Origin of the sequence: Bythopirellula goksoeyrii (assembly GCF_008065115.1) — a bacterium.
Classification (GTDB): domain Bacteria; phylum Planctomycetota; class Planctomycetia; order Pirellulales; family Lacipirellulaceae; genus Bythopirellula; species Bythopirellula goksoeyrii.
On record NZ_CP042913.1, the window covers coordinates 6,257,409 to 6,279,975 of the forward strand.

20 protein-coding genes are annotated in these 22,567 nt (G+C 55.7%); 11 read left to right on the forward strand and 9 right to left on the reverse strand.

Features of this window, described 5'->3' with window-relative positions; genetic code table 11:
- Positions 1-42 precede the first annotated feature (42 nt).
- Both mfd and Pr1d_RS24835 read right to left on the reverse strand, forming a co-directional pair.
- Positions 43-3,327, reverse strand: coding sequence for a transcription-repair coupling factor (gene mfd, locus Pr1d_RS24830; protein ID WP_148076047.1), 3,285 nt, complete (start codon positions 3,325-3,327; stop codon positions 43-45).
- 81 nt (positions 3,328-3,408) lie between these two features.
- Positions 3,409-3,783, reverse strand: a complete 375-nt coding sequence (locus Pr1d_RS24835; protein ID WP_148076048.1) for a hypothetical protein — start codon at positions 3,781-3,783, stop codon at positions 3,409-3,411.
- A 200-nt stretch (positions 3,784-3,983) separates the two neighbouring features.
- On the opposite strand from Pr1d_RS24835, the gene Pr1d_RS24840 reads away from it, so the two are divergent.
- Together Pr1d_RS24840 and ilvB are read left to right on the forward strand one after the other, a co-directional pair.
- Entirely contained in the window at positions 3,984-4,208 is a 225-nt protein-coding gene (locus tag Pr1d_RS24840) for a hypothetical protein (protein WP_148076049.1), read from the forward strand.
- Between the two features lie 264 nt (positions 4,209-4,472).
- Positions 4,473-6,251: a biosynthetic-type acetolactate synthase large subunit gene (gene ilvB, locus Pr1d_RS24845; RefSeq protein WP_238476590.1), complete on the forward strand. Its 1,779-nt coding sequence runs from the start codon at positions 4,473-4,475 to the stop codon at positions 6,249-6,251.
- Between the two features lie 102 nt (positions 6,252-6,353).
- Here ilvB and Pr1d_RS24850 read toward each other — a convergent pair whose 3' ends face one another.
- From Pr1d_RS24850 to Pr1d_RS24860, 3 genes are all read right to left on the reverse strand, one after another.
- A complete protein-coding gene (locus tag Pr1d_RS24850; protein WP_148076050.1) occupies positions 6,354-6,578 on the reverse strand; it encodes a small basic protein in 225 nt (74 codons plus the stop codon).
- Positions 6,579-6,709: 131 nt separating this feature from the next.
- The gene (locus Pr1d_RS24855) at positions 6,710-7,300 is read right to left on the reverse strand and encodes a hypothetical protein (protein ID WP_148076051.1); all 591 of its coding nucleotides are present in this window, start codon (positions 7,298-7,300) and stop codon (positions 6,710-6,712) included.
- A gap of 183 nt (positions 7,301-7,483) precedes the next feature.
- Positions 7,484-8,374, reverse strand: a complete 891-nt coding sequence (locus Pr1d_RS24860; RefSeq protein ID WP_148076052.1) for a serine/threonine protein kinase — start codon at positions 8,372-8,374, stop codon at positions 7,484-7,486.
- Positions 8,375-8,746: 372 nt separating this feature from the next.
- On the opposite strand from Pr1d_RS24860, the gene Pr1d_RS24865 reads away from it, so the two are divergent.
- From Pr1d_RS24865 to Pr1d_RS24875, 3 genes are all read left to right on the forward strand, one after another.
- Positions 8,747-9,817: a DUF1559 family PulG-like putative transporter gene (locus Pr1d_RS24865; RefSeq protein WP_148076530.1), complete on the forward strand. Its 1,071-nt coding sequence runs from the start codon at positions 8,747-8,749 to the stop codon at positions 9,815-9,817.
- 15 nt (positions 9,818-9,832) lie between these two features.
- Entirely contained in the window at positions 9,833-10,027 is a 195-nt protein-coding gene (locus Pr1d_RS24870; RefSeq protein ID WP_148076053.1) for a hypothetical protein, read from the forward strand.
- 97 nt (positions 10,028-10,124) lie between these two features.
- Positions 10,125-11,486: an MFS transporter gene (locus tag Pr1d_RS24875; protein ID WP_168205475.1), complete on the forward strand. Its 1,362-nt coding sequence runs from the start codon at positions 10,125-10,127 to the stop codon at positions 11,484-11,486.
- A gap of 61 nt (positions 11,487-11,547) precedes the next feature.
- Here the strand turns inward: Pr1d_RS24875 and Pr1d_RS24880 are convergent, their stop codons facing one another.
- Positions 11,548-12,135: an HAD family hydrolase gene (locus tag Pr1d_RS24880; RefSeq protein WP_210417834.1), complete on the reverse strand. Its 588-nt coding sequence runs from the start codon at positions 12,133-12,135 to the stop codon at positions 11,548-11,550.
- A gap of 301 nt (positions 12,136-12,436) precedes the next feature.
- On the opposite strand from Pr1d_RS24880, the gene Pr1d_RS24885 reads away from it, so the two are divergent.
- Positions 12,437-12,814 carry an HPF/RaiA family ribosome-associated protein gene (locus Pr1d_RS24885; protein WP_148076055.1) on the forward strand — a complete coding sequence of 126 codons (378 nt, stop codon included), beginning with the start codon at positions 12,437-12,439 and terminating at the stop codon, positions 12,812-12,814.
- Between the two features lie 447 nt (positions 12,815-13,261).
- Complete coding sequence (locus Pr1d_RS24890; RefSeq protein ID WP_148076056.1) at positions 13,262-13,828, forward strand: transglutaminase-like domain-containing protein; 567 nt, start codon at positions 13,262-13,264, stop codon at positions 13,826-13,828.
- Positions 13,829-13,923: 95 nt separating this feature from the next.
- Here Pr1d_RS24890 and ilvC read toward each other — a convergent pair whose 3' ends face one another.
- Positions 13,924-14,928 (reverse strand): ketol-acid reductoisomerase, encoded by a 1,005-nt coding sequence (ilvC, locus tag Pr1d_RS24895; protein ID WP_148076057.1) that lies wholly within the window; start codon positions 14,926-14,928, stop codon positions 13,924-13,926.
- 69 nt (positions 14,929-14,997) lie between these two features.
- On the reverse strand, positions 14,998-15,528 hold the full coding sequence (ilvN, locus tag Pr1d_RS24900) for an acetolactate synthase small subunit (protein ID WP_148076058.1): 531 nt from the start codon (positions 15,526-15,528) through the stop codon (positions 14,998-15,000).
- A 155-nt stretch (positions 15,529-15,683) separates the two neighbouring features.
- Here ilvN and uvrA point away from each other — a divergent pair, with 155 nt between their 5' ends.
- The gene (gene uvrA / locus Pr1d_RS24905; protein ID WP_238476591.1) at positions 15,684-18,674 is read left to right on the forward strand and encodes an excinuclease ABC subunit UvrA; all 2,991 of its coding nucleotides are present in this window, start codon (positions 15,684-15,686) and stop codon (positions 18,672-18,674) included.
- 71 nt (positions 18,675-18,745) lie between these two features.
- The gene (locus Pr1d_RS24910; RefSeq protein ID WP_148076059.1) at positions 18,746-20,113 is read left to right on the forward strand and encodes a cytochrome P450; all 1,368 of its coding nucleotides are present in this window, start codon (positions 18,746-18,748) and stop codon (positions 20,111-20,113) included.
- Positions 20,114-20,202: 89 nt separating this feature from the next.
- Here the strand turns inward: Pr1d_RS24910 and Pr1d_RS24915 are convergent, their stop codons facing one another.
- On the reverse strand, positions 20,203-20,760 hold the full coding sequence (locus Pr1d_RS24915) for a protein tyrosine phosphatase family protein (RefSeq protein ID WP_148076060.1): 558 nt from the start codon (positions 20,758-20,760) through the stop codon (positions 20,203-20,205).
- Between the two features lie 145 nt (positions 20,761-20,905).
- On the opposite strand from Pr1d_RS24915, the gene Pr1d_RS24920 reads away from it, so the two are divergent.
- Complete coding sequence (locus Pr1d_RS24920) at positions 20,906-21,190, forward strand: hypothetical protein (RefSeq protein ID WP_148076061.1); 285 nt, start codon at positions 20,906-20,908, stop codon at positions 21,188-21,190.
- Positions 21,191-21,241: 51 nt separating this feature from the next.
- Entirely contained in the window at positions 21,242-22,567 is a 1,326-nt protein-coding gene (locus tag Pr1d_RS24925) for a M20 metallopeptidase family protein (RefSeq protein ID WP_148076062.1), read from the forward strand.

A 22,567-nucleotide genomic window follows, 5' to 3' on the forward strand; every position in this document is an offset into this window, starting at 1 on the left:
ACCAAAAAGAGCACAATCCACCCGGAGAAGAGCGGCGGGATTCTAGTGGGTAGATTCGCTGCGCTGCAAGAGCGATTCGAGGGTTGCCATGATCTGCAAAGGATCATCAATCTGATCACCCAGGGGAAGATAGGCACTCTGGTCGTCGGCCCGGCGCAGCTCACCTCCACTACGGGCGACCAGGAGCTCCAGTTGACGCTGATCCCGGTAACCGAGCACCAGATAAGGGCTCTCGAGATGGATGGAATTCACCTGCCATTGGTGGGCCCAAATCCTGATCCGTGCTAGCTGGACTAGCTGCTCCACCGGAGCAGGCAATGCCCCAAAACGGTCGGCAAGCTCCGCCCGAAACTCCTCGACCTCCGCAAGTTGGGTCACACGGCTCAAGCGGCGATACAGATCGATTTTGGTCCGCATGTCCGGCACATACTGCCGAGGGAAAAACGCCGCGATCGGCAGATCGACAACCACGTCGACCGAATCACGCGGCGGAAGCTGCTTGAGCTGACGGACCGCCTTTTCCAACAGGGCACAATAGAGCTCGTAGCCCACGGTAGCGATGTGACCACTCTGCTGGGTCCCCAGCAGGTTGCCCGCTCCGCGAATCTCTAGATCGCGCATCGCCAGGGCGAAACCGGCGCCCATCTGGCTGAATTCTTCGATTGCCCGCAGGCGTCGGGCCGCCTCGGGCGAGAGGTGGCGATTCTCATCCACGAGCAAATAACAATATGCCCGATGCTTATAGCGACCCACACGACCCCGAAGCTGATGCAGGTCGGCCAGTCCATAGCGGTCGGCATCGTCGATAAAAATCGTGTTGGAATTGGGTATGTCCAGCCCGCTCTCGATGATCGTCGTGGCGAGCAGGATGTCGTATTTGCCACCTACAAAACCAAGCATCGCATCCTCAAGCTCATGCTCTGTCATCTGACCGTGACCGATACCGATCGTCGCCTCGGGGACGATGTCTTGCAGCTTTCTGGCGAGATTCTGGATGTCGTGAACTCGGTTGTGGACGAAGAAGACCTGCCCGCCACGATTCAGTTCCCGCAAGATTGCGTGGCGAATGAGCCCCTCGTCGAAGCGGGCAATCCGCGTCTCTACGGCTAGCCGATCCTTGGGAGCCGTTTCCAGATTCGAGATACTCCGTGCCCCCAACAGCGACATGTGCAGCGTGCGCGGAATGGGTGTGGCGGTCATCGTGAGCACATCGACGCTCGCCCGCAGGGCTTTGAGACGTTCCTTGACCGTCACGCCGAAACGTTGTTCTTCGTCGATGATCACCAGCCCCAGGTTTTGAAACTGCACGTCGGGAGATACCAATCGATGGGTACCGATCAACAAATCGATGCTCCCATTGGCAGCGCCGGCAAGAATTTCCCTCGCTTGTTTCGCAGTGCAGAAGCGCGAGAGGGATGCGATCTCAAACGGATATTCCGCCATCCGCTGTCGAAACGTGCGGCAATGCTGCTCGGCCAGCACAGTCGTCGGCACCAGCACAGCTACTTGGTAGCCAGCGTCGATCGCCTTGAAGGCGGCCCGCATTGCCATCTCGGTCTTGCCGAAGCCGACGTCTCCGCACAGCAGGCGATCCATCGGCTTGGCAATCTGCATGTCTCCCTTGATCGCGTCTATGGCAGTCAGTTGGTCGGGAGTTTCCTGGTAAGGGAATGCCGCGTCGAATTCCTTTTGCCAGACCGTGTCCGCCGGAAAGACAATCCCCGGGCGACCACTGCGGGCCGCTTCCAGCTCCAACATTTCGCTCGCGAAATCGGTAACCGCCTTCTCGGCGGCCTGTTTTTGCCGAATCCACGAACGACCTCCAATCGTGGCCAGCTTCGGTTTGGCCTGTCGGCCACCCACATACTTCTGCACCAATTCGATGCGGCTCGTGGGGACATAGATCCGCGTGCCGCCGTGGAACTCGACCTCCAGATGCTCCTCGGCACCTGACTCTTTTTCCAGCAGTTTGAGCCCCCGATAGCGGCCAATGCCGTGCGAAAGATGCACGACCAGATCCCCTTCGCGGAGTTGCAGGAAGCTGTCGATTGCCCGTCCAGTTTGACGCTGAACAGGCCGTGCGATTTCTTCGCGGTGAAATAGCTCGCTCGCACTAATGAGCACCACTTGGTCGGCAACAAAGCGAAATCCCTGGGCCAAGTGACCGTGGACAAACCGTAATTTCCCTTCGCGCATCAGTCGTGTTTCGGAAAACAACTCAGTAAGTCGTTCGACCTCAGCATCGGTTTCGGTCACCACGATCACACGATGCTCGGCGGCGACGGCATCAAGTTCTTCACGTACCCGATGCACGTCTCCGCTGAAACGTTCGATGGATTCGAACTGCAAGTGGGCGGTCGTCTCATAGGAACCGGCGGGAACCCCCGAGGCCGTGACGGAGGGAAACTTGTTGATCTCGCTGAGGGAGAGCGAGACCGAGAAAAAGTCTTCCGGTCGCTCGAGCCGTTCATGATAGAAACGGCCTTCCTCCTGCAGTTCGCTCGGTTCGACTAACAAGAACCAACTCTTGGAGGGTAGATACGCCGTGAAATGAGTGCGATTGGCGTTGGTCGGCTGCAGGACCGTCACATCGACCGAGTCGAGTGATTTGAGACTGCGCTGTGTTTCTACATCAAACGTGCGAAGCGATTCCACCTCATCGCCAAACAGTTCCAGGCGGATCGGATGCTCTGCGTCCGGAGGAAACAGATCGAGAATCCCCCCCCGCAGCGAGAACTCCCCCGGCATTTCCACGGCCGTCGTACTTGAACACCCTTCGGCCGCTAGCCAGTGGGTGAGCTCTGCCATGTCGAGAGTGTCCCCCACGGCGATTCGTCGGGTCGCACTGGCAATCGATGCGGCACTCGGCACCGGCTGCATAAGACTCTGGATGGCTGTGACGACAATTTGGGGCTGGGACCGGGAAGACCGGCGATCCGTTGGATCGCGGTTGTTGTCTTTTGGCGAAATGAGTGACTTCAGTACCCGTAGTCGCTGTCCGTAAATGTCGTCGTTGAGCACCCGCTCGCCGGCATCGGTCTCCCATGCCGGTAGCTGATCGACCCGTGCAGAGGTAAACAGGCCGAGATCGTCACAGAAGCAGTCGAGGTCACGCGTGTGCGGCAGAACTACGACCAGCTGTTGCGGAGCATGCCGCTCAATCGCCGCGGCCACGAGCGCGCACGACGACCCCCAGACTCCGCCAAGCGTACCGCTATGCCCCGCGGACAGGCTTTCAAGGACTTCGGCGAAACCTCGATGTTGCTCAAGTTGGTCGGCCAGTGGATGCAGCTCAGCCGCCACCCCAGCCTCGACGACAGTTTCCATCGTAATGTGGGGGAAATTGTATCCGGCGGCGGAAGAGGCAGGAAGGGGGAACTCTGAATAGCACGCACGGGAGATAGTGGGCTACTCCACCCGAATCAGCATGACGCGCTCACGAGGAATCCAGATTCTCTCAGTCGCCTTTTCACCTTCCGACTGGGGTGCGAGCACAATCCAGCGTTCGCTTTGGTCGATGATCGTTCCTAGGACAAAGTTCTCAACCCCGTTCACCGTGCCGAAAGCCGGCGACATGTTTTCGATACCCAAGTCCGCACCACTGAATACCACTTGGCATCTCACGCCCAGCGGAGGGGCGAGCCGTTCTCGAGCCACTCGGGCGGCATTCTCACTGTATTCTGACCAATAGGAAAAACCGCTCCAAAAGATAACTAATAACGCCAACAGCAGCACCATCGTGCGATAGCGAAGGCGAAATGGTGATTTTCCTGCGGTAGACATGCTTCGAGTCTAGCAGAAGCTCCAATCAAACGCACCGTAATCAAGTTTCCCTGGTAGCATACGACTACAGGACCCCTATAACCGTCACCGTTGGGTGGTTTGGGCTCAGCATAGAGGCCTGCCCCGATTGCGACGATGTTTCTTAATGCAATTCCAGGCACGACTCCCCCCTCCCCCATCTCTGCATAGGAGCACTTGCAATGTGGCGATCGCTCTTCTTAGCCTTTGGCGCCTACACCTGCCTCTTGGGCGTTGAGACCCTCGCGGTGGAAAAAGCCGTACTGAAAAAACCTCCCCAAGGCCAAAGACGCCTCATCGACCGAGACGAAATCGTGCCCCCCGATTGGGCACCCTGGAGCCTGCTCGCCTCAGGAGCTGTCGTGACGCTCTACTCGTTCACCATCCCCCGCCGCGTGGGCGGCTGATCATCCGGTCGGCGTGTGAACCTGGCTGGCCCTACTGGGTCTCTATTGCCCTAGCCAGAAAAAATGAAAATAGGCCTTTTTCATAGCCGCTGGCGGAAGCCTGCGGTTTTTTTCGAGGTCCAACCGCCAGCGGCTAGCAAGTAAGGGTCTGAAAACCTTGTTTCGGATCCCAAGTCGTTTTATGATATAGGGTTCCCAGTAGCGCGGGCTATTTGGACCCCCGCAGCGAAATGTAACCCTTCCTGTCCAAACTGAGGTGTTGGCGTGGCCACGATTGAAAAACAGAAAAAATCCACTTCCAAGAACGATCTCGTTAGCGGAGCAGACATCCTGATCCAGTCGCTGGTGAATCTGGGAGTGGAGACCATCTATGCTTATCCCGGAGGAGCCAGCATGCCATTGCATCAGGCACTGACCCGGTTTAGCGACAAACTCCGCACGATCTTGCCCCGCCACGAACAGGGAGGTGGCTTCGCTGCCCAGGGTATCGCACGCAGCACTGGCAAGGTGGGAGTCTGCATGGCAACCAGTGGGCCTGGCGCCACGAACCTTGTTACAGCCATCGCCGATGCCAAGCTCGATAGCATCCCGCTGATTGCGATCACCGGCCAGGTTCCAACCAAGTCAATCGGCACGGACGCATTTCAAGAAACGCCGATTGTTGAAGTTTGCCGTGGAATCACCAAGCACCACTATCTGGTGACTGACGTCAACGACGTTGCCCGCGTGATGAAGGAAGCCTTCTTGATCGCCACCACGGGTCGGCCCGGACCCGTGTTGGTTGATGTTCCCAAGAATGTTCAGCTGGACAGTTGCGTTCCCGATTACGACGCTGACATGATCCTGCCAGGCTACTCCTTTGATTCACCGCACGCTCGTCCCGAGCAGATTCGCCAGATGGCGGCGGCAATCAAACTGGCCAAGCGCCCCATCATCTACGCGGGGGGTGGTATTGTTCTCTCCGACGCCAGCGAAGAACTCCGCACTTTGGTCAAGAAGACGGGCATCCCGATCACAACCACCGTGATGGGACTGGGCGTTTATCCTGCCACCGACGATTTATCGCTCGACATGCTTGGCATGCATGGCAGCGTGTATGCCAACTATGCGGTGGACGAAGCCGATTTGCTCATCGCTTTGGGCGTTCGGTTTGATGACCGCGTGACCGGCAAAGTGGAAGAGTTCTGCAAGCACGGCAAGATCATCCATGTCGATATCGATGCCTCGGAACTCAATAAGAACAAGCCCGCGCATATCCCTGTCTGTAGCGATGTGAAATTTGCTCTCACTGAACTCAACAAAATCGTCGAGGCCCCCGAGGATATTTCTGACTGGGTCTCGCAGTGTCGCAAGTGGAAAAAAGAAGACCCATTCCACTTTGACACGAAATTCCCCGGTATTTTACAGCAGTGGGCGATTCAAAAACTCTGGGAAGTTACTCGCGAGTTGGACCCGATCATTGCTGTTGGCGTGGGTCAGCACCAAATGTGGGCCGCTCAGTTCTTCAAGTTCGACAAGCCCCGCCGCTGGCTCTCCAGTAGTGGCCTCGGAACAATGGGTTTCGGTCTCCCCGCGGCGATGGGTGCCCAAACGGCGAACCCTGGGCGGCTTGTGTTCGACATCGACGGCGATGGCAGTTTCCAGATGAACATCCAGGAGCTTGCCACTTGTTTCTGCGAAAAACTTCCCGTGAAGGTCCTCCTCCTGAACAACCAGCACTTGGGCATGGTGATGCAGTGGGAAGATCGCTTCATGCAGGGCAATCGGGCACACACCTTCCTTGGTCCCATCGACAGCCCAGAAGCTACCGGCAAAGGAGATGGCTTAGGCCCCAAGGATCGCTATCCAAATTTCGTCCAAATCGCTAAGGGCTACGGTTGCGGCGCAGCCTTTGTGAAAGAGAAATCCGACTACGAAGCGGCTTTGAAAGAAATGATCGCCTACGACGGACCCTACGTGCTCGACGTCGAAGTTCCCTACCAAGAACACGTCTTGCCAATGATCCCCGGCGGGCATACCGTGCGGGACATCATCAAGTCTTAAGGGAACTGCCGTAGGGTGGGCATTGCCCACCACACAAATTCGGCGAAGGTCGATCAGGGATGGAAAAGGAATGTAGGTGGGCGATGCCCACCCTACGTGCGTCTACTTCTTGGCAGCTGGGGCAGCTTCCGCGTCGTCTTCTTTTTCCTTCTTCTTTTTCTTCTTCATCTGAAGCTTGCGCACCCGGACCTTGGCCAAGCCCAGAGGGGAATCCCCTTCCGACCAGCGCTCGGTTTCCTTCAACTTTTCCAGACGCTCCACGCGGGTGAGCACACTGCGATTGGAGGTCGCCCCCCGACGGATTTTTAAACTCTTATCGATCGTCATCGTAAAACTCCAGAACAACCTCATCGCTAAGCGGAGGCAGGCAAACATTGGCGAATCGACCAATATAGACTCAAAATACCCAATGGCCAAGCCCCAATGGCCAATGCTTGGATTTCACAGCGAATTACTGGTCATTGGGCATTGGCAATTGATGGTTGAGGCCGCACGATGCCAGCGATAAATGCTGCCATCACCAAGCCCCCTACCCCGCCATAGACCATCTGACCCAGGCAATAGACGGGCGAATGATGCCACCAAATTACGTCGCCCGGATTGCTCCACAGGACACCTAGCAGTGCCACGAGGGCGACGAAAACAAACCGTTTGCCAAAACTGTCCAAGACTGGCAGGGCCATGGCTGTCAGAAAGGCCGCCACGAGGGCAACCACGAACATATGTACAAAACCCAAAATCATCGTTCTAGGGGCCATCACCTCTCCCCCCTCAAGCCGATGGGCTATCTGAAATCGTGGACCAGCCAGATGCAGCTCCTCGAAATCCTTCGCCACCTCTTCATCGGGCGTCTTGGGTGGCATCGGATAAACGTACATCCCCGAGGGCACCTTGTCTCTTCGCAACACGGCCGCAATATCCGCCTGCGCCGATTCAGGCAGTGGCTCCATCAGCTGGTAGGTCACTCCCGAGACACTCCAATACACAAACCCCCAAAAGAACATAGCAATCGCCGAGAAAAGTGCCGCCAAAATTATCCGCCCTGCCATGGTGTCTCCGTATGAAAAATGTTTGATGAGTTTTAACAGTTTATCCAAATGGTAGCCGGATTCGCAAGAATTCGGAGATTTCCCAGCTTGTCATTTCTTCCTCTGAATTCTTGCGAATCCAGCTACAGTTGGAGTCATTCGCCATTCGGCTCAGCGTTCCCTGCGTTTAATCTGCCGTTCTTCTTATTTCGTCGGTTGTTCGATCCAAGCATTCTTGACGTTGGAAATGCTTGAGAGGAAGTTCTTCATCGATGGCATACGCTTCTGGGGGTCTGCCTCCAGACACTGGCCGATCGCCTTTGCAATGTCCGGGTGAATACCAGGAAAATGCTTTTCCAACGGGATTGGCGTCGATTGCCCATGAGCCATCGCCGCCAGCCCATCGCCCGTGCTTTTCTGCCAGGGAAGTTCAAAAGCAAACATCTCGTACATGGACACGCCGAAGGCAAAAATGTCGAGGCGCTGGTCCGTCGTTTTGCGTCGCACCACTTCGGGGGCCATGTAGTTGGGCGTACCCGTGCGAATTCCCGGTTGCTGAAATTCTTTTTTAGCCGGCACGGTGAGTCCAAAGTCGATCAATTTGAGCGAAGTAGCATCTTTAGAGCAGACAAAGTTTCGCGGACAAATGTCCCGGTGAATATACCCTGCATCGTGAACCACCTGCAGCGCCTCGGCTGCCTGCCGCATGAGGGTCAACCGATTGCCATCGAGCAGTTTGCTACGGCCAATGATCAGCGAGTTGAGACCCGGCCCGTCGAGGAATTCCATCACAAGAAACTGTTGGCCCTTGGTGGTCAATCCATACCCTAGCGTCCTGACGATGCGGGGATGGTCGAACGAGGTGGCGATCTCCCCCTCCGAGGGCTTGTCGAGCCCACGAAATCGCATTTCGAGTTGATCGTTTTTCACCTTATCGAGGATCTTGAGGCCGACGATCTGATCAGTCTCGCGGTCGCGGGCCATGTGAAAATCGGACATCGTCCCCGAGACTGCGTCTCGCAAGATCTCATAGCGTCGGCTAATGTCGACCTTTCCCCCATCGAGGATCGACTTAAAGAAAGAACTAATGCCCATGAGTGTCTCGCCGAGGGAACAGAAAAAAACGAGGGATCTGCTACCCTTCTAATCTAAATGCCGAGCTCGCTTTGGACAAGAAACACCCTGAAAGCTTATTTTGGTTCGGATGTCGGATGTTCTTGACTCAATAGCCGTCGGCGCCAGGCCGACGGTTGACCCCTCAGAAAACCATCGGCTCCCGCCGACGGCTAGGGAAAAGAGGCTCATTTTAACTTAGTTTTTGCCAATCTTTGGCACTCTCTCCCCACCAACACTGGCATTTTCACCCAATATGGGCGATAATTTGCAGTGCAGGCCAGCGCGCTCACGGGGCATCGCTGCCTTGTCAAACCGGAACACGAATACTCGCTTCTCGAGGAGAGCCTTGTCATGAAAACAACCACTCCAGTCCGTCGCGGTTTCACGTTAGTGGAACTTCTGATCGTCATCGCCATCATTGGCACCTTGGTCGGCCTCCTGCTCCCAGCAGTCAACGCGGCGAGAGAACGTGCTCGACAGGGGCAGTGTTTGAATAACCTCAAGGAGCTCGGGACTGGATTGGTGAGCTATGCGACCGACGGTAAGGGAGTGTTTCCGGGATGGGCGCAATTGCAGAAGCTTGATCCTAGTAATTCCAATGATCTCTATATCGATACTGTTTCGCAAAGAGATAAGGGGAACGATATTGCGATATCTTGGGCAGCCAAGATTCTTCCTCGACTCGATCAACAAGGGCTTTGGGAACAGCTTATTACAAACAACGGCGGAGCGGGCTTTAACTACAATGCTCCACCTCGGCTGGAAATCTTCCTTTGTCCTAGCGATGCCGGTACCGATCGTGAGTTAGCCCGTCTAACTTACATTGGCAATACCGGTTATTTTGATGTTTCTCCAAATGTCGATATCGAGCCAAGACCCTATCCGAGTGACGTAAAAGAAAATGGCCTCATGCACGACTTACGTCCAGGCCGCAAGGGTCCGACAGTACGCTACGGAGCGGATATCAAGGATGGGGCGGGAACGACACTGTTGCTATCAGAGAACATTCATAAGGATGAGGATGCTTTGGGATACTCTCGAAAGAACACATGGCTGGGTTACATGCACCCTCTTAATGGTAGCGATGCTAACGATGAACAGCGATTCGGAATGGTTTGGGTCTACGACAGTAGCGAGCCATTTAATCCGACGACCCAAGCCCGTTTTAATCGTGACCCATTAACCCCCCAGTATTATGGAGAGGAAGGTCCAGGTTATGCGCGACCTGCAAGTGCCCATCCCGAAGTTTTCAATGTCGCCTTCGCTGGTGGTGCTGCTAAAGGAATTAGCCAAGATATCGAGTATCGCGTCTATCAGCAGCTGATGACTCCGAATGGAGCCAAAGCGCAGGCGTTGGACGTTCCAGCAGACAATATGCAGATGATATTCATGAGCGAACCGCTCAAAGACTCTGACTATTGAGCAAGATTGAACGCCATGCCCACCGATCCCCTAACCCAGTCCAAGTCTGATTTGGCCGCGGTCATTGAGCACATCAGCTTGGCTGACTCGCCGGTGGGGATTGATGCGCAGTACACCCATGCGATTATCATCAGCTATCTGCAGCAAATTTCCACGCGGCTCGACCGCCTCGAAGAGCGATTGAACCAAGAGGAAGACAAAACCCCTTAGCCGGAGGCACACTTGCCTCCGGGATTCCCAGAATTCCCGGACCGCATTGCGGTCCGGTTGAGTTGGTTAGTCAAAGCAAGAAACTTCACCGCATTCCATGAGTTCACACTCGACTTCCACGGATGCAGAAGCGACGATTGTTTCTCGGATAGCCTCCAAGCTTTCACACATGGGACGGGCGCTCAGGCACCGCAATTTCCGCCTCTTCTTCTACGGCCAGAGCATCTCGCTGATCGGCACCTGGATGATGAGGATCGCCACAGGATGGCTCGTCTATCGACTCACCGGTTCCGCCCTCATGTTGGGAATCGTGGGGTTCGCCGGTCAATTCCCCTCCTTTCTAATAGCTCCGTTCGCCGGGGTCTTTATCGATCGCACAAATCGTCACCACTTGCTATTCTTCACGCAAGTTCTGGCTATGTTCCAGGCGCTTGCCATGGCCCTGCTAACACTCACCGATCTGATCACCATCTGGCAGGTGATTGCGTTAAGCGTCTGCCAAGGTTTGATCAACGCCTTCGACATGCCGACTCGACAATCGTTGCTGGTAGAGTTGCTCGAAGACAGAGAGGATCTTTCCAACGCCATTGCCCTTAACTCCTCGATGGTCAATGCCGCCCGACTCATTGGGCCGTCGATCGGCGGCGTGCTGATCGCCGCTGTGGGCGAGGGCTGGTGCTTCATGTTCGATGCTGTGAGCTACATCGCGGTGCTGGCCTCACTCTATGTAATCAAACTACTTCCACGCGAAGCGAAGCAGGCCGAGAAAAAAAATGTCCTCCAAGATCTCAGCGAGGGTTGGGCGTATGTCTCTCAATCCCGCGTCATTCGCAGCACCCTGCTACTCGTTGCGCTGGTGAGCCTGGTCGGCATGCCGTACGTTGTGTTGATGCCCGTGATGGCCGACAAGGTGCTGGGAGGTGGGCCGAACACTTTAGGGTTGATGATGGCGGCAACCGGCGTGGGAGCGCTGATTGGTGCCCTGCTCTTGGCGGCACGTCGTTCCGTGTTGGGACTGGGAAAATACATACCGATGGCCGTCATCATGTTTGGCACGGGACTCTTTCTGTTTGCAGTGAGCCGTTCGCTCTGGTTCTCTGTGCCGCTGTTGGTCATCACGGGACTTGGATTCATCTTGCAATTGGCAGTCAGTAACACGCTCTTGCAAACGATCGTTGATGAAGACAAGCGCGGCCGGGTCATGAGCTACTACGTGATGGCCTTCATGGGGACAGCCCCATTCGGCAGTTTGCTAGCCGGTTCCATCGCCGAGCGGTGGGGTGCCCCCCTGACGCTGATGATGGGAGGCGTGGGGTGCGTCCTGGGCGGCCTCTGGTTTCTACGTTTGCTGCCAAAACTACGCGAGGAGATTCGGCCAATCTATCGCCGCAAGGGAATCCTGCCCGAGATCGCCACAGGCATCCAAGAAGCGACGGAACTACGTGTTCCGCCGGAGTGAGCTGCCAACCTAGCCGCGACGCAACGCGTCGCCGGGGCCCCTGCAATTCGTCGAATCAAGGCTATCTCATGGCGAGCACCACACGCACATCAGTAAACGTCATCCCAGCCGCCCGAGCTGCGACGATCCCCGGATCGCCGTCCTCAAACACATGGCACTTCTCACTCGGCACACCGAGTCTCTCTGCGGCGGCGACAAACACGTCAGGCGACGGTTTAGGAGCCACTGGATCATCCGCCGTGATGACCACAGGAAACAGGGCTGTCGCGTCGATGCACTTAAGAATTGCATGCACCATGTCACGCGTTCCTCCCGACACGACTGCCATCGGCAACTTGCCATAATAAGCGTGTGCCGTAGCAAGCACTTCTTCCACGGGCTTTGCCAGATGAATTCGCTCGTGGAAGCGCGCCTCCTTTTCGTCCGTGATGAGCTGGGCGTCGAGTAACTTGTCGTAGAGGCGATTCACCTCGCTTACAATTGTCGTGGTGGGAACCCCGGCATTGTCGTCGATAAGCGACCGCGGGCAGTCCACCCCATGCGGCAGCAGTGTTTCGTGCCAGGCCTCGTAGTGGAGTGTCATCGTGTCGGCAAGGGTACCGTCGCAGTCGAACAACAGGGCTGCGGTGTCAGGAGGAATGGGAAGCATGGCGAGGTGGGAGGTTGGAGGCAGGGAAATCAGCAATGAAGTCGGCTGCTGAAGACCTTGTTATAACAAACAGAAGTACAACCTGGGAACCTGCACCGGGGGGCTTCCCTCGGGCCTGACCAATAAGACTGGAACAAGAGTCTCGCGTCCTCTAGAATTGCGACCAAATGCTTCTACTCGCATCTTAAACGTAGGTTTGGCTAATCTTCAGAACCATGGCGACTGCTTAACCGTAGTAACCAATGATAGCTCATTGGGCGATTAGGCGCTACTTTAGACGACTTATTCACGGGGAGGGTACATGCAAATCAAACTCAACACCGACAGCCATATTGAAGGCAACGCGAAGCTTAAAGGCTATGTCGATTCACTTGTCGAATCTACGCTTGATCGCTTCGCGAAGCGAATAACAAGAGTAGAAGTCCATCTCACGGACCAGAACAGCGGAGAGAAGTCGGGGACCAACGACAAGCGGTGCGTGATGGAAGCCCGTTTGTCGGGTCGTCAACCATTCTCAGTGACGGCAAGCGCTGACTCGGTCGATCGCGCATTAGATGGAGCGATCTCAAAACTAGAAAGAAAAATCGCCAGCGAAATTGATCGTAAAGATAAACCCCGAGGCAGAACTCGAATTGCTCCGGAGAGTCCTGAGGATGACGAGACTGACGATATTCTTTAGACACACACCGAGCGTAATACGTACGCGCCAAGGGTGCTTTATTGACAATAGAGCCAATCCCTTGGCGTTGGCGTTGGTAGATTTGCAATGCAAGTTAAGTGAGTCTCACGTGCTCTAGTCGGCCGGCTTGAAAGACAAACTTTCGTTCCAAGAAAACCATTCTTCGGCTCGATTCTTGTTCACGTCGTCGAATATCAGCCATCATAGGTGCAACGCCTCCCTTGAAATGAGAGGCAAATTCTTCTCGCAATCTGCACAGTTCGGCAAGTACTGGATCGAGATTCATTATTCATGAAAGGCAAGTCTAAGCTTTCTAGACATCACTCTTAGTTGAGCCGAGGATACAATAGCTACTTGATGCTCAAACCGTGAACCTGATTCGCTCAAGATTCGTCATCAAGTAGAGAATTGTTGCTTCACATCACAAGACCAAGCTGCGGAATGACAATGAATCCATTTCTTGGATCAACGGAGATCATTGATTGGCAAACGCCAGAAGTCCGCCAACTAGCCGAAGAATTGGCTGACAAGAATCGCGACGTTGTCGTCGTGGCGCAACGTTGTTTCGAGTGGGTACGTGACCAAATCAAGCACAGCAGCGATCATCAGCTGAATCCGGTAACTTGCACAGCATCGGAAGTGCTTGCGGGGGGCACTGGATACTGTTACGCGAAGAGTCATCTGTTGGCGGCCCTCCTCCGAGCCAACGGATTATCCGCCGGCCTTTGTTACCAGCGATTGAGTCTCGATGGCATTGGCCACCTTTATTGCCTGCACGGCCTGAATGCGGTGGAGTTACCCGACCTTGGTTGGTATCGCATAGATGCCCGAGGAAATCGCCCCGATGTGGACGCCCAATTCACGCCACCCAAAGAAAAACTAGCATTTGCGATCCAAATCGAAGGCGAACGAGATTTGCCAGAAATCTACGCCGAGCCGCTCCCGGTGGTTGTCGAGGCACTGCGAACAAATTCAACTTGGGATGCCGTGTTGGCGAATCTTCCAGACGCTTAAGCTTCCAAACGCCAACGCCCAGGGATTGCAATTCCTGGGCGTTGTGCTTCATGGGTTGTGCGGCACGAAACCGTGGCCGAGGACGGCACGGCTCGCTACACTTCTTTCTCTTCAATCCACGACATCATCTTGCGCAACTCTTTGCCCACCTGCTCGACAGGATGATTACGCTCGCGGCGACGGACTGCTTTGAAGGCCGGGGCACCGGCTTTGTTTTCCAGAATCCATTCACGGGCGAATTCGCCGTTTTGGATTTCGCTGAGGATTTTCTTCATTTCGGCCTTCGTCTCGTCAGTGACGATCCGCGGGCCGCGGGTATAGTCGCCGAATTCGGCCGTGTTCGACACGCTGTAACGCATGTAGTTTAAGCCACCTTGGTAAAACAAGTCGACGATCAGCTTCAATTCGTGCATACACTCGAAGTAGGCCATCTCAGGTTGGTAGCCCGCTTCAACGAGCGTTTCGTACCCCGCCTTCACTAGGGCTGCCGCTCCGCCGCAAAGCACGGCTTGCTCGCCGAAAAGATCAGTCTCTGTTTCCTCGGCAAACGTGGTGCGGATCACGCCGCCACGGGTGCCGCCGATCCCCTTGGCGTAAGCCATACCGATCTTGAAGGTTTCTTCACTCGCATCGTCATCCAGAGCGATCAGGCAGGGAACGCCACCACCTGCCACGAATTCGCTGCGGACTAAGTGGCCAGGACCTTTGGGGGCCACGAGCAAGAGATCGACCCCCTTAGGGGCAACCACCTGTCCGAAGTGAACATTGAATCCGTGCGAGCACATGAGGATGTTGCCCGGCGACAGATTGTCGCGAATCGAGTTGCGGTAGACATCACCCTGCACCTCGTCGGGAAGCAGAATGTTGACCACGTCACCCTGCTTGGCCGCTTCTTCGGCGGAGACGGGTTCAAAACCATGGCTCACAGCTAGTTCGTAGTTGGGACCTCCTGGCCGCTGACCAACCACAACTTTAACGCCGCTATCGCGTAAGTTCTGAGCATGGGCGTGGCCCTGGGAGCCGTAACCAATGATTGCCACGGTCTTGCCCGCTAAGGCTTTGAGGTCGGCATCTTTGTCATAATAAATAGTAGCGGCCATCGGATAGGATTCCTATTTTTCTTCTCTAGTGTGTTTGCTTGGAAAAAATTGAGAGCGCGGCAAGTACGACTACTTTGCCCCGCTGGTGACCATGTGAATCGAACCGGATTCGCTCGGTGGTTCGTTTAGCCCACGAACCATGGCGATCCGTCCACTGCGTACAAGTTCTAGAATCCCGAAGGGACGCATCAACTCGATGAACGCTTGGATTTTCTTTTCCTGACCAGAAATCTCCACCATCACCTGATCGGGCGCAACATCTACGATGCGACCACGAAAGATTTGGCAAAGCTCGCCGATCTCGGTGCGCTTGTCTCCCTCTGCGCGAACTTTCAATAGCATCAGATCACGTTCGACGAATTCCTGAGAGCTGATGTCGTCGACACGCACTACGGTGACGATTTTCTCTAGCTGCTTGCGCACTTGCTCTAGCAGGCTGTCGTCGCCGACGACTACAAAGGTCATCCGCGAGAGTTGAGGGTCTTCGGTCTCTCCGACAGCGAGGCTATCGATGTTGTAGCCGCGCGAGGAGAACATGCCGGCTACGTGGGCCAGCACGCCTGGCACGTTCTGCACCAGGGCACTCAAGACATGACGCATAGTGATCGACTCCGGTAAATGTGCGAAACTTTCGATGATAATCGCCCCGGTGCCCCGGGACAAGCGGCTAGACCGGGCTGAAGGACCAATGTCCAAGGCTCAATGTCCAATTGGCATAAATCTGCAGTCCTAGATTGGTCATTGGGAATTGCTCATTGGATATTTCCTCCCTCGGTGGTAGGCTGGACGGTTTTGCCACCCTGCTCGATCGCTTGCTGGGGGCAGCCCTTAGCCGCTGGACCCTTCGCATCCGCATGGCAAATATTACTGCTATCCTTGACCCCCATACTAGCGATTTCCCGCTAGGAGCCGACGAGGTGATCCGGATCCGCGGGGCACGGACCCACAACCTCGCGGACGTCGATCTCGACATCCCTCACCACCGCTTGGTGGTCATGACAGGACTCAGCGGGTCGGGTAAAAGTTCGCTCGCTTTTGATACTTTGCTTGCTGAGGGGCAGCGGCAGTATGTGGAAAGTCTCTCGACCTATGCTCGCCAGTTCTTCGACCAGCTCGAACGGCCTGACGTGGACGTTATCGAGGGACTGCAGCCAACAATTGCGATCAATCAACAGGCCGCTAGCACCAATCCCCGCAGCACCGTGGCGACGGTGACCGAGATATATGACTTCTTGCGCGTGCTCATGGCACGGGTCGGCGAGGTGGCGTGTCCCGACTGTGGCACGGCCATCTCGCAACAGACGCCAACAGAAATCCACGAACGAATCGCAGTATTGCCCGAGCAGACCAAGGTAATGATTCTCGCCCCCATGGTTCGGGGCCGCAAAGGGAAACACACGGAGGTACTCGATCGCATCCGCCGCGAAGGATTCGTCCGGGTGCGCATTGATGGCCAAACCTACGAATTGGAACAACTTCCCGAGTTGAAGTCCGGGAAGCATCACGACATTGACGCGGTCGTGGACCGGGTAATCATCCGCGAGGGACTCGACAACCGCCTGGCGGAATCGGTGCGACTAGCACTCAAACACGGCGAAGGGGCACTGCGGATTTCCTATCTGACCCCTGAGGCAAAGGCAGAGCTCAACGGAAATGGGTCCAACGGGAATGGTGGTCAAAATGGCCAGGGCTGGGAAGAACGTGTGTTCAGCACACTTTATGCCTGCCCAGACTGCAAACGCAATCTGGCCGAAGTCGAGCCGCGCACGTTCAGTTTTAATAGTCCCTATGGTGCTTGCCCCACTTGCGATGGACTCGCAAGTCGCGAGGGATTTGATCCCGAGCTGGTGCTGACTGACATGAACCTGTCGCTATCGGGGGGTGCTATTGCCCCGTGGCGTGGTGTGACCGGTGCCCGTAAGAAACGACACCAGGAATTGATCTCCGCGTTTCTTGCCAAAGCCACAGTAAACGATGAAACTCCACTGGCAGAGTGGCCCGACGAAACTCGACGGCAATTCCTGAATGGAGATGGTGCCAAATGGGCTGGGCTCCTGGCTCACCTGGAAATGGACTATGCCCAGGCCAAGCGAGACAGCGTCCGTCAGCGGCTGGAGCAGTTTCGCTCAGAAGTGGTCTGTGAAGACTGTGGAGGTGCGCGACTGCAGCCTGAGGGGCGGTCCTGCCGACTGGCAGGGCTGGCGATTCACGAAATCACCGCGTTGGCGATTGATGCAGCACACGATTATTTCAGTGCACTACAGTTCCCGCCACAACAACAACCCATTGGTGAACCACTGGTGGCGGAAATTCTCAAGCGGCTGCGGTTCCTCAAACAAGTCGGAGTCGAGTATCTCTCGCTCGACCGACCGGCCGATACCTTGAGCGGTGGTGAGATGCAGCGCGTGCGACTGGCGACCGGCATCGGCTCCGGGCTTGTCGGCGTGTTGTACATTCTCGACGAACCTTCGATCGGCTTGCATCCGCGGGACAACGATTTGCTGATCAAGTCGCTCCAAGAATTGCAGCAGCAAGGCAACAGCGTGCTGATTGTCGAGCACGACGAAGCTGTCATGCGCGCCGCAGACTGGTTGATCGACATTGGACCTGGCGCCGGCAAAGGAGGCGGAACCATCGTCTCACAGGGAACCCCCGATCAAGTGGCAGCGGACACCGATTCACTCACGGGAGACTATCTGGCCGGTCGCAAGCAGATCAATGTTCCGAAAGAGCGTCGCAAGATTGCCAAGACTCGCTCAATTCAACTCGAAGGGGCCAGAGTCCACAATCTCGCGGACATCGACGTGGAGTTTCCCTTGGGAACTCTCACCTGTGTGACGGGTGTGAGTGGCTCAGGCAAGAGTTCCCTGGTGGTCGACACTCTGGCAAACGCCTTAGCACGAAAACTCAACGGAGCATCTGCCAAACCGGGACCTTATCGGGCACTTCGTGGGGCGAGCAAATTAGAACGATTGATCCACGTCGACCAATCCCCCATCGGTCGCACTCCGCGCTCGAATCCGGCAACGTACACCGGTGTGTTTGACGAAATTCGCCGTGTGTTTGCTGGCACCAAGCATGCCAAGCAACTTGGCTACAAGTTGGGCCGATTCAGCTTCAACACCAAAGGGGGCCGCTGCGAAGAGTGCCAGGGCCAAGGGGTGAAGCGGATCGAGATGCGGTTCCTGCCTGATCTCTTTGTCACCTGCCCCACCTGCCACGGTCGACAATTCAATCGCCAGACACTTGCCGTGCGGTACAAAGAGAAGTCCATCGCCGATGTTTTGGCTATGAGCATTGCCGATGCGGCCGTTTTCTTTGAAAACCATCCTGCCATCCACCGCATCCTGACCAGCCTGGTTGAAGTGGGGCTAGGATATCTGGCCCTCGGCCAGCGCTCGACGACCCTCTCTGGCGGCGAAGCTCAGCGGATCAAGCTGGCAGCCGAATTGGGAAAGCCCTCCCCCGGCAAAACGCTCTACATCCTCGACGAACCTACCACTGGCCTCCACACCGACGACATCCGCCGCTTATTGATCGTGCTGCAAAAGTTAGTCGACTTGGAACACACCGTGATAGTAATCGAACACAACTTGGACGTAATCAAATGCGCCGACTGGGTGATCGATCTCGGCCCTGAAGGTGGCCAAGGAGGTGGCCAACTAGTTGCTGTCGGCACCCCGGAAGAGGTGGCCCAGTGTGAAACAAGTCATACGGGACGCTATCTGCAGGTAATACTCCCCTAGCCGGACTGCCACGCAGTCCGGGATGAACCCAGAGCCAAGTGTGCCTCCGGCTGGGAGCAATTGTGACAACTATGAACCAATTACCCAACGCCCCGGGACCTCCAGCTGGAATATTGGGGTTAAACCTCGCCCGCCAATTCTCGCGGGATCCGCTCGCCTTCACCACCGAGATGGTCCGCGAGTATGGGCCACTGGTGCATCTGCGGTTCGGGCCGCAACATGCGTTCATTGCAGCAGGGCCGAAAGCAATTCATGAAGTACTCGTGGCCGGCAGTCGCACTTTTCGCAAGGAACCGCGAACCCGCAATGCCGTGCGCAAGATCGATGGCAAAGGAATCATCACCACTGAAGGCGATTTCTGGCTGCGGCAGCGGCGACTCGTCCAGAAAGGATTTAGTGCGGATCGTATGGAGGGCTATGCCCAGGTAACCACGCAACGAGTCAATCAAATGCTCGCGCGCTGGCCCGATTCGGGGGATCTGGAAATATGCGATGAGATGACCTGCCTTACGCTCGAAACAATCGCCGAGACAATGTTTGAAGTCGACATGGCTGCTGACTCTCGTGAATTGGCTGAGCAAGTTGAATACCTCTCAGAGCGTCTGGTCGTGGAGATGGGGAGCCCACTGCAACTCCCTGATTGGCTCCCGCTCCCTGCCAAGCGCAAGAAACGCACTTCATTGAGAGCGTTGCACGATATGGTTCGTCGCGTGGTGGAAAACCGTCGCAAGAGTGGCAACACAGATCGGGGCGACATGCTCTCGATGCTACTCACTGCTGTCGATACCGAAGGGGACGGCGGGCAGATGACCGACCAACAGGTGTGTGACGAAATTACAACCCTATTCGTCGCCGGCTACGACACGACTGCATCCGGTTTGGCATGGACCTGGTACCTGTTGGCCCAACATCCAGAAATCGCAGAAAAGGCCACGGCCGAAACCCGGCGCGTGCTAAGCAATCGCGCGGCTTGCTACGAGGACTTCGACAAACTTTTCTATATCCGTCGCATTATCAACGAATCATTGCGACTCTATCCACCTGCGTGGTTAATCATGCTACGTCAAGCGACAGTGGCCACACAGCTCATGGGCTACCATGTGCCACGCAAGAGCTGGATCTATCTTGCCCCCTGGGTCACGCAGCGTAGCGAGCGCTGGTTTGCCGATCCGCTGAAGTTTGACCCTGATCGATTCTCTCCCGAGCGGATCGCAGAGATTCCTCAGCATGCCTACTACCCCTTCGGTTTGGGTCCACACCGCTGCATCGGCGAGAAGCTTGCCCTCTTGGAAATGACACTCATAGTCGCATCCGTGCTGCGCAAGTTCCACGTGACATTGGCAGCCAATCAGGGCTCGGTCGAAGTAGAAGCCCATACTGCCATCCGCCCACGGGGAGGATTACGTTTAAGAGTGGAAAGACATGGACAGCAATTGTAGGCCGAATCGGGCGGTGGCGCTGTTCCGGGATATTGGCACCGAAAGCTACGCATTGCCGGAACTGCGCACGGCTTGTTCTGCCTACAAGACTACTTCGCTTGCTGCGCCTTCACATACTCTTTCGCTTTCTCAAGATACGCCGGGGTGCGCGATCCCACTTTCTTTGCTTCGAGCTCCGCCTCGACAGGATTGATTTTGTCATTGAGTACCCGATGGGCGTACCAGATTGCTCCTACACGATCGGCTCCTCCACAGTGCAGTAGCGTCGGGCCGCTTTCTTTATCACTCAGCACACCCAGCACTTGGTCAAATACCTTGCTGGTAAGTTGATCCTCACCACGAAATGGAACATGGACGTATGACATCCCGGACTTCTTGACTGCCGACCCCTCATCCCAAGACAACTCCCTGTCTGGACGCAAATTAATGATCGTTTTCAATCCATCGGACCTGAGTTGAGGCAGATCCTCTTCGGTCGGCTGACCAGCAAGATACACCTTGCCAAAACGATGGACCGGTGTGGCGTTACCCAGTTCACATTCTTCAAGTTGCGTCGACTGGACCGGAACCTCTGGGGCTACCTGAGCCCAAGTGATCGAAAACGGATAAGTGAAAGCCACGATTGAAAGAGACAAAGTACGGAGCATGAAGATTCTCCTTATAAAACACAGACTGCCAAATACGAGTCAAATCCGATATACTGGCCCATTGTAGGTTACGAAGGAAATAGCTGCCAGCTATCCTTTTTTCTTCCAAACCTTTAGCCTCGACCCTCTAGCAACTTCGGCAGTCATGGACAAAGTTGGCGTTTCTTTCCGCTCGACTCTCTCGGCGGAAGAGGTCCGCACACAGTTCATCAATCCCCTGCGGGCGATACTTCGAACTACTAAGGCCGGCATCTATTCCAACCATCTGCGGCAGGTCGATCCGCATGCAGAAGCGACCGAGCATCTGCTGGTATTTGAGGTCCGTGACTTCAAGGAAGGGCTGCGGCTGCTGCGCACCGAGCTAGAAAAAGTTGGCCTCCCTGAGGGGCTCGCGCTACACAACTTGAATCCCTCCCAACCAGGATACTAGGGGAATGCGGAATTCGGGTTGCGGAATTTAGAATGAAAGAGAATTGAACACATGAACAACAAGTTTCTTCCCGTGGTTCTCACCATGATGTTCTTCTTTGGACAGCATTGCTCGAACGTGGCTGGAGAGTCAACTCAATCGGTCAATACGTGGCTGGAAAAGAATCTTGAAAAGTACGTCACTGTGTACAAAGAGCTTCATGCCTCACCGGAACTCTCGTTCGAGGAAGAAAGAACCGCTGCCAAGATGGCGGCTGCCACCCGCGAAATGGGATTTGAGGTAACCGAACATGTTGGCGGACATGGAGTCGTCGGTGTGCTAAAGAATGGCGACGGCCCCACGCTCCTCTTGCGGGCCGACATGGATGCCCTGCCCGTGGTCGAAGAGACTGGCTTGCCCTATGCATCAGAAGTTCGCACGAAGGATGAGCGCGGAGTGACCGTCGGCGTGATGCATGCATGTGGACACGACATGCACATGACGATGATGCTCGCCACACTGGATTACCTCGCCAGCCACCGCTCTGCATGGCAAGGGACTTTGGTCGCCATTTTCCAGCCCGCCGAGGAACGAGGTGCGGGGGCCAAGGCGATGATTGCCGATGGACTGCTCACGAAGTTTTCCCGTCCAGATTACGCTCTCGCCTTGCACGTCTCCTCAGAGCGACCTGCGGGCAAGCTGGGTATCGGCAGCGGCTACACGCAAGCCAATGTCGACAGCGTCGATATCACCATTCGAGGTCGCGGCGGCCATGGCGCCCAACCCGATCAAACTATCGATCCTGTTGTGATTGCTGCCAAGTTGATCCTCGATTTGCAAACCATTGTCAGCCGTGAATTAAATCCCACCGACCCGGCGGTCATCACCGTGGGTTCAATTCACGGCGGCACCAAACACAACATTATCGGCGACGAGTGCAAGCTGCAATTGACGGTGCGCAGTTATTCCGATGAGGCCCGTGCTCATCTGGCCGAGGCCATCCGCCGCAAAGCATTCGCTGCCGCAGCGAGCGCGGGTGCCCCAGATCCAATCGTTGAGCAGTCCGAAGGAACACCGTCACTCTACAACGACCCCGAACTGTCTGACCGGCTCCGACCAGTACTTAGCAACGCCCTTGGTGAAGAGAATCTCGAAGTCAAGCAGCCCTCGATGGGTGGCGAGGATTTTGGCCGTTACGGCCGCGCCGGGGTGCCGATCCAAATGATGAGCATCGGCTCGGTCAGCCAAGAGCGGCTCGATGAATACGATTCCAAAGAAGGTGTTCCCTCACTGCACTCGTCAAAATACTACCCCGATATCGAACCAACCCTCCGCACGGGAGTGATAACCCTCACCACCGCCGCCGAGGATCTTTTGCCGCCAAAGCAATCCCGTTAG